General features: G+C 63.6%; 3 protein-coding genes, 1 tRNA gene and 1 pseudogene (1 of these 5 cut by a window edge). 3 read left to right on the top strand and 2 right to left on the bottom strand.

Translation table 11 applies throughout. The features are described from left to right. A partial coding sequence (locus K728_RS0100310; protein WP_237742053.1) for a helix-turn-helix transcriptional regulator occupies positions 1-2,625 on the top strand: 2,625 nt, incomplete at its 5' end. Positions 2,626-2,988: 363 nt separating this feature from the next. Next, on the top strand, positions 2,989-3,513 hold the full coding sequence (locus K728_RS0100315) for a SixA phosphatase family protein (RefSeq protein ID WP_019482339.1): 525 nt from the start codon (positions 2,989-2,991) through the stop codon (positions 3,511-3,513). Here K728_RS0100315 and K728_RS0100320 read toward each other — a convergent pair. After that, positions 3,510-4,925 (bottom strand): dihydrolipoyl dehydrogenase family protein, encoded by a 1,416-nt coding sequence (locus K728_RS0100320; protein ID WP_024475471.1) that lies wholly within the window; start codon positions 4,923-4,925, stop codon positions 3,510-3,512. The two genes, K728_RS0100315 and K728_RS0100320, sit on opposite strands and share 4 nt — an antisense overlap. Positions 4,926-5,065: 140 nt before the next feature. Beyond that, positions 5,066-5,138: transfer RNA gene (locus K728_RS0100325), tRNA-Arg, on the bottom strand. A 395-nt stretch (positions 5,139-5,533) separates the two neighbouring features. Between K728_RS0100325 and K728_RS18005 the strand changes: the two are divergent. Further along, a pseudogene (locus K728_RS18005) lies at positions 5,534-6,892 on the top strand (phosphoenolpyruvate carboxykinase (GTP)); it runs 478 nt beyond the window's last position.

Genomic DNA, 6,892 nt, shown 5'->3' on the forward strand with positions numbered 1-6,892 from the left:
GGGCGGTGCGTGAAGAGGGTGTCCCCCGCCGGCAAGCTGACACGGAGCATCCTCGACGAGGTACTCCACGCCGCGGGACGGGAACTCGTCACCGCCCGCTCTGGGGGGCTGCTCCTCACGACGTCGACGGTTTTCGGCGGGGACTTCCTCCTCACGCGCGTTCTTGCGTCCGCCGATCCCTTTTATACGGTCAGTGTGCAGGGAACGGAGTCGTTTTCGGATGTTCCGTACGCGCCGCTGGCACCCTTGCTCCAGGATTCTCCGGACATCGACTTCGAGTCGGAGCTGGACGTCCTCTCCGCGGTTCGCGATCGGATCCAGCGACTGACTGGGGGGCGGAGCTGTGTTGTGGTGGTGCGTGGACCGGAGCATCTCGATTCGGCGAGTATCGCCCTGTTGACTAGGCTCGCCGAGTCGCCCTCGGTCGGCTTGCTGATCCGGAGCGGCCCCCGCAGCAAGCTACCGCTGGACCTGGAACTCGTCCTTGCTGACGGTTTTATCGAGGAGGTTCACATCCCGGTGCTGACCGCCGCCGACGTCAGGGAGTACTTCGATTCCATCCTGGGAGCCACCCTCCCGATGTTGTCCAGCACCCTGGTCTGCGACGTCATCGGTGGGAGTCCGGTCCTGCTGGAAATGGTGACCCGGGACGGCGAACTGAAGGACCTGATCCAACTGCGCGACGGCGTCTGGATCCTGCCGCGTGAACTCAGCCTGACCGACCGGATGGCCGAGCGCATTTTCAGCCTGATCGCCGATTATGCTCCGGAGGAGACCGACGTTCTCCTGACTGTTGCGCTCGCCCACCAGATACCGGTCGAGGTGGCGGTCCACTTTTGGGGGGTGGACCCGGTCAACGCCTTGTTGCTGGAGGGTGCGCTCTCCAGGGAAGAAGATGCCGGGACGATCTGGCTGCGCGCGGCGCCGCCCATCCTCGGCGCAGCTATCCGGCACCAGGTTGAACCTTTCCGGTCCCGACGGCTCTGGGAGAACGTCCACGAGCACCTCACCGACCTCACGAACACCCCGGGCATCATCCACCGGGTGCTGTGGAAACTGTCAGTCGGGGTCACCGTCGACGACCATGAGGTGCTGACCGCTGCCACGATGGCGAACCGCCTCGACCAGCCAGACACGGCGGAACTCCTGCTCCGCCGGCTACCGTCCGATGTTGCAGCGGACCACTCCGGCGTCTTTGCAGCTGCAGAGGTGCAGCGTGCACGCACCGAGTTCTATAACGGCCGAACCGACCTCGCCCTGGCGCGCCTCCGACGGCTCGTTCTCAGCGATCCCGGATCCGAGGTCCTGATCTCGGTGATCCACTTCATCTTTCAAATTAATCTCGCCACGGGGTTGGGAGCATCCGCACTCTCCGAGGCGATCCGGCGTCACACAGCGACTGGCCCGGCGGGCAAGGCCTACGAAAGCACCCTGATCGTGCGGCTGGGCCGCGAGCTGCAGCAGCTCACCGCCGGAATCATCCCCAAGAACCCGGTGGTCGAAGCAACCGGGGTGCCGCAGGATCCCCGGGAAGCGCTTTGCTGGCATCTCGTCTCGGGTGAGCTGCTCTACCGGCGCGGCGACCTCCTGGGCGCAGCAGCAGAACTGGACCTCGCGCTGGACCTGGTGCTCGATCATGAGCACCTGCGCAACCATGGCGGATACATCGTGACCCGGCTGATGTTCCTGCTGGCCGGAGGCGGCTTCTGGGACGAGCTGGCGGCACTCCAAACCAAGGTGACGGCCCGCCGGGCTCCCTGGATCAAGCGGTTCACCGGGTTTTGGGAGCTGGTTGAGGGGCTGACAGCGCTCCGGAGGGGACGGCCCCTGACCGCACTCGCGCACTTCAGGACAGCTGTTGTGGTTCTCCGGGCACGCGACATCAAGCAGTTCAGGCCCCTCGCCGCCGCGCTTGCTACCTATACGGCGTGGCTTATCGGCGATCCGAGTCTGAGCGATTTCGTGGGGGAGTACCGGAGGCTTACCCACCTCGGACCGCCGGAACGCCGGATGCTCGCCGAAGCCTACATGGCCGTGGTGGGTGAGGCTCCGGCCAGCGCCTCAACGCGTCAGCGCGGACTGATCCCGGTTGAGGCAGCAAATCCGCAGATTCGCGCCGAGCTGAGTGTCCTGCGGGTGCAGATCGGCGCCGATGACGCCGTCGACGTCGCCATCGAACGTACCGCTGGACTTTCTGATCCGCGCGCCCAAAGCCTTCACACAGTGCTGACCGCGCTCGCCTCCGGAAGCGTGAGCGAGCTGGTTGACGCAGCAGAGTTTTGCCTCGACCGGGGGCAGGACCTGTTGGTTCCGGTCTGTCTGGGGGTCCTGCTGACCCAGTCGCCGGGATCGAACAGCAAGGTGGTGCGTAGTGCCTCGAAGCTGCTCGCTCGGCTCGACCCCGAACTTCAGCGGCTACACCCCCAGCTGGCGTCGCTGCGTCACGCCACCCGCCTCACCTCGCGTGAGGCAACCATCGCCGCTGACGTCGCTGCCGGGAAGACCGCCAAGCAGATCGCCAAGCAATACGGAGTGTCGATCAGGACGGTCGACGGGCACGTGGAAAGCGTCCTCACAAAGCTGGGATTGTCGTCCCGGAAGGACATCGGAAAGCGTTCACCGTAGCGGCGGATCCAGAAAAGGAAAAAACTACGTAGCGTCTTCGAAAAGTCGGGTAGTACCTGCGTAGTGATGGTAAGCGGTTCGCAGCCTATGTTGATTACAGGGAAGAAATTCCCAGGTCGGTGCAGACACCAGCACTGAAGCTTAGAGCCGGAGGCGGCGGAGGGACTCCCCAACGAACCTCGCCGCCTCTGCCTCCGCCAGTGTGGAGGGCAGCATCGACCGAAGCGGAACACCGACCGCTGACCCACAGATCGGAGCGGTTTCCCGGGGCGAGAGCCGGGAAGCCGCTCTTTCTGTTGGATCCCTGGAAGTGGCGATCCGAGGTGCGTCACCCTGGCGGGGAAACACCATAGACTTCAGGCCATGGCATCTCACCACCTCAAACGGCTCATGCTGCTGCGGCACGCCAAATCGGACTGGCCGCGCAACGTCGAAGACTTTGAGCGTCCGCTCAGCACCCGCGGGCACCGTGATGCACCGTTGCCCGGGCTCTGGATGGTGGAAAACGACTCCGTCCCGGACCTTATTCTGTGCTCGTCCGCCCTGCGCACGCGGCAGACCTGCACCTGGGTCTGTAAGGAGCTCGGTGATAAGGCGCCGACCCCCAAACTTGAGGACCGGCTGTACTCGGCGTCTGCGGCAGCGATCCTGGCGTTGATCAACCACGTTCCCGAGACGGTCACCAGCCTTCTGGTGATCAGCCATCTGCCCGGAGTCCAGGAACTCGCCATGCGGCTGGCCTCGGTGGATTCGGACGAGGAAGCGGTGATGGACATGGCGACCCACTACCCGACGTCGGGCCTGTCAGTCCTGCAGCACGACCGACGCTGGGCGGAGCTGGATGGCCGGGACGCCGTGATGACCAACTTCGTGGTGCAGCGGGCCTAGAGGCCGTACTTCTCCAGCAGGCGTAGCCAGACTTCGCTGATGGTCGGGTAGGCCGGCACAGCGTGCCACAACCGGTCCAGTGGGACTTCCCCAGCGATCGCAATGGTCGCGGCATGCAGTAATTCAGCGACGTCCGGGCCGGCGAAGGTCATCCCGACCAGGACTTTACGATCCTCGTCCACCACCATCTGCGCCCACCCCTGATAGTTGTCGGCGTGGAGCGCGGACCCGGCCACCGCAATCTCCAGCGATGTCTCGCTGACGTTGAGGCCCGCGTCCTGCGCCTGCTCCAGGGTTCGCCCCGCCATCGCGATTTCGGGGTCCGTGAAGACCACCTGCGGGACGGCGTACTGATCAGCGGAGGCGGCGTAGGCGCTCCAGTCCTCGACGGCGTCCTTGAGGGTGCCAGCCGCACGGGCGGCGATCGCCGAACCGGTGATCCTTGCCTCGTATTTACCCTGGTGGGTCAGCAGGACCTTGCCCGCGGCGTCGCCGACGGCATACAGCCAGTCGACCCCCTGTACCCGGCCCGACGGGTCGATGACGAGCTTCTTCGGGTCAAGACCGAAATCCTCCAGGCCGAGGCCGGCCAGGGCAGGGGACCGACCGGTGGATACCAGTAGCTTCTCGGCGGTCACTGTCTCGCCACCTTCAAGGTGTACGGTCACCGAGCCGTTGTCCTGCTGCCTCACCGATTCGGTTGCAGTGTCAGTCCTGATGTCGATGCCGTCACTCTCAAGCCCCAGACGCACCAGTTTGCTGGCCGGGGCGGGGTAATTGGAGAGGAGGCCGCTGCGGGCAATAATCGTCACCGCCGAGCCGAGCCGGGCGAAGGCTTGTGCCAGTTCGGTGCCCGCGACACCGCCACCAAGGACGGCGAGGGACGTGGGGATCCGGGGTGTCGAGGTGGCTTCGCGGGTTCCCCAGAACTCAACCGTGTCCAGACCGTCGACCGGTGGGATGGTGGGCGTGGAGCCGGTCGCCAATACCACTGCAACCCGGGCGGCCAGGGGGGTGACGTCGTCGTCGTGATGCACCTCGACCGAACGCTCACCCGTGAGGCGTGCTGTGCCGCGGACCAGGGTGATTCCGCTGTCCTTCACCCAGTCGGCCTGCGACGAATCGTCCCAGTTGGATGTGAATTTGGTGCGACGATCCAGCACCTGCCCTGTGTCGAGGGAGCCGGTGACTGCTTCCCGGGAGCCGGCCACCGCCGAGGCGGCCTTTAGCGCCGTGCCGGGGCGCAGTAAGGCCTTGGACGGCATGCAGGCCCAGTAGGAGCATTCGCCGCCGACCAACTCAGCCTCGACCAGCGCCGCTGAGAGTCCCGCCCGCACCACGCGATCAGCCACATTCTCGCCGACAGCGCCAGCACCGATCACAATTACGTCAAAATCCCTGGAGTCGTTCATGCCTTGAGCTTTTCACTGCCGGTGCGCCGGGGCAACCTTTGCCTGGCAGTTATCCAAAAGCCGGCACGCAAAAGCCTGGGCAAAAGAAAACACCCCCGGCCGAAGCCAGGGGCGTTTTCTTTTTTGCTGGTGAAGCACTGTGCGCGCGAAGGGACTCGAACCCCCAACCTCCTGATCCGTAGTCAGGTGCTCTATCCATTGAGCTACGCACGCAATCTGGTCAACTTCGGCGATATGTTCAACGCATTCCTGCGTCAGTCACGCCGTTCTTGACCTTGGATAACTTTACAGCTATTGCTGAGTTACGCCTAATTCGGGGGGAAGGTAGAAGCTTTTGGGCCAGCCACCGCGACATGCGCGACCGCTCGGACTAGACCGGTCTACGTGACCTTAATCACATTGCGGGGTATTGACAGCATCTCAACACCGTGGATTCTAGGGAAATACCGTCGCAAACCCCATCCCGAGCCCGTTGATGGTGCAAGGGCTGGGAGTGACATGGACCATAGCATCGTTACACCACCCACCCAACGAAGGGACATGTTATGGGCGATCCTTTGCGCCAACTGGTTGAAGACAAGAACCTGAAGGCAACCGATCAGAGCGGCATGCCCGTAGTGCACGTCGGCGGGTTGCAAACCCCGGCACCGACCACACACCCAGCTTTAGTCGCGTGGGTGCAGGAGGTTGCCGACATGGTTCAGCCTGACCGGGTGTATTGGGTCGACGGTTCCGAGGCCGAAAACAAGGCGCTGACCGACGAGCTGGTGGACGCCGGAACCCTGCGTCGGCTTAACCCTGAAACGTTCCCCAACTCGTTTGCGGCCTTTTCGGACCCCGCGGATGTGGCTCGTGTGGAGGAGCAGACCTTCATCTGCTCCGAAAACGAGCGCGACGCTGGGTTCACCAATAACTGGATGGACCCCAGTCAGATGAAGGAGAAGCTGCGAGGCCTCTTCACCGGATCGATGCGCGGGCGCACCATGTACGTGATCCCTTTTGTAATGGGTCACCTCGATGCGGTGAATCCCAAATTCGGCGTTGAAATCACTGATAGCGCTTACGTAGTCACCTCGATGCGCATCATGGCGAACATCGGCACCGAGGTGCTGGAGCGGATGACCGAGCTCAACGCCGAGTACGTGCCGGCGCTGCACTCCCTGGGTGCGCCCCTCGCCGATGGTGAGGCTGACGTTCCCTGGCCCTGCAACTCGGAAAAGTGGATTGTCCATTTCCCGGAAGAGCGCTCAATCTGGTCGTTTGGATCCGGTTACGGCGGCAACGCCCTGCTGGGCAAGAAGTGCTATGCCCTGCGGATCGCCTCGGTGATGGCCCGTGATGAGGGCTGGCTGGCTGAGCACATGCTCATCCTCAAGCTCACGTCACCGGAGAACAAGACCTACTACGTCTCCGCAGCGTTCCCCTCGGCCTGCGGTAAGACCAACCTCGCCCTGCTCGACCCAACTATCGAAGGGTGGAAGGTCGAGACGCTGGGCGATGACATCACCTGGATGCGGTTCGGTGATGAGGGTGAGCTGCGTGCGATCAACCCCGAAGCCGGATTGTTCGGTGTGGCACCGGGTACGGGCTGGCTGACCAATCCGAACGCGATGCGCGCCATCGCCAAGGGTAATTCAGTCTTCACCAACGTTGCGCTGACTGACGATGGCGGAGTCTGGTGGGAAGGAATGACCGCTGAGGTGCCCGAGCACCTGACCGACTGGCAGGGGAACGACTGGACGCCGTCGTCGGACAAGACGGCGGCCCACCCGAATGCGCGGTTCTGCACGCCGATCGACCAGATCGACATGCTTGCCGACGAGTTCAACGACCCCAATGGCGTCGAGATCTCGGCCATCCTGTTTGGCGGCCGCAGGAAAACCACGGTGCCGCTGGTTACCCAGTCGCGCGACTGGGCCAACGGAATCTTTATGGGGTCAACCCTGTCGTCCGAGACGACGGCCGCC

It is taken from the genome of Arthrobacter sp. CAL618, assembly GCF_000468215.1.
In the GTDB taxonomy this organism is placed as follows: domain Bacteria; phylum Actinomycetota; class Actinomycetes; order Actinomycetales; family Micrococcaceae; genus Arthrobacter_D.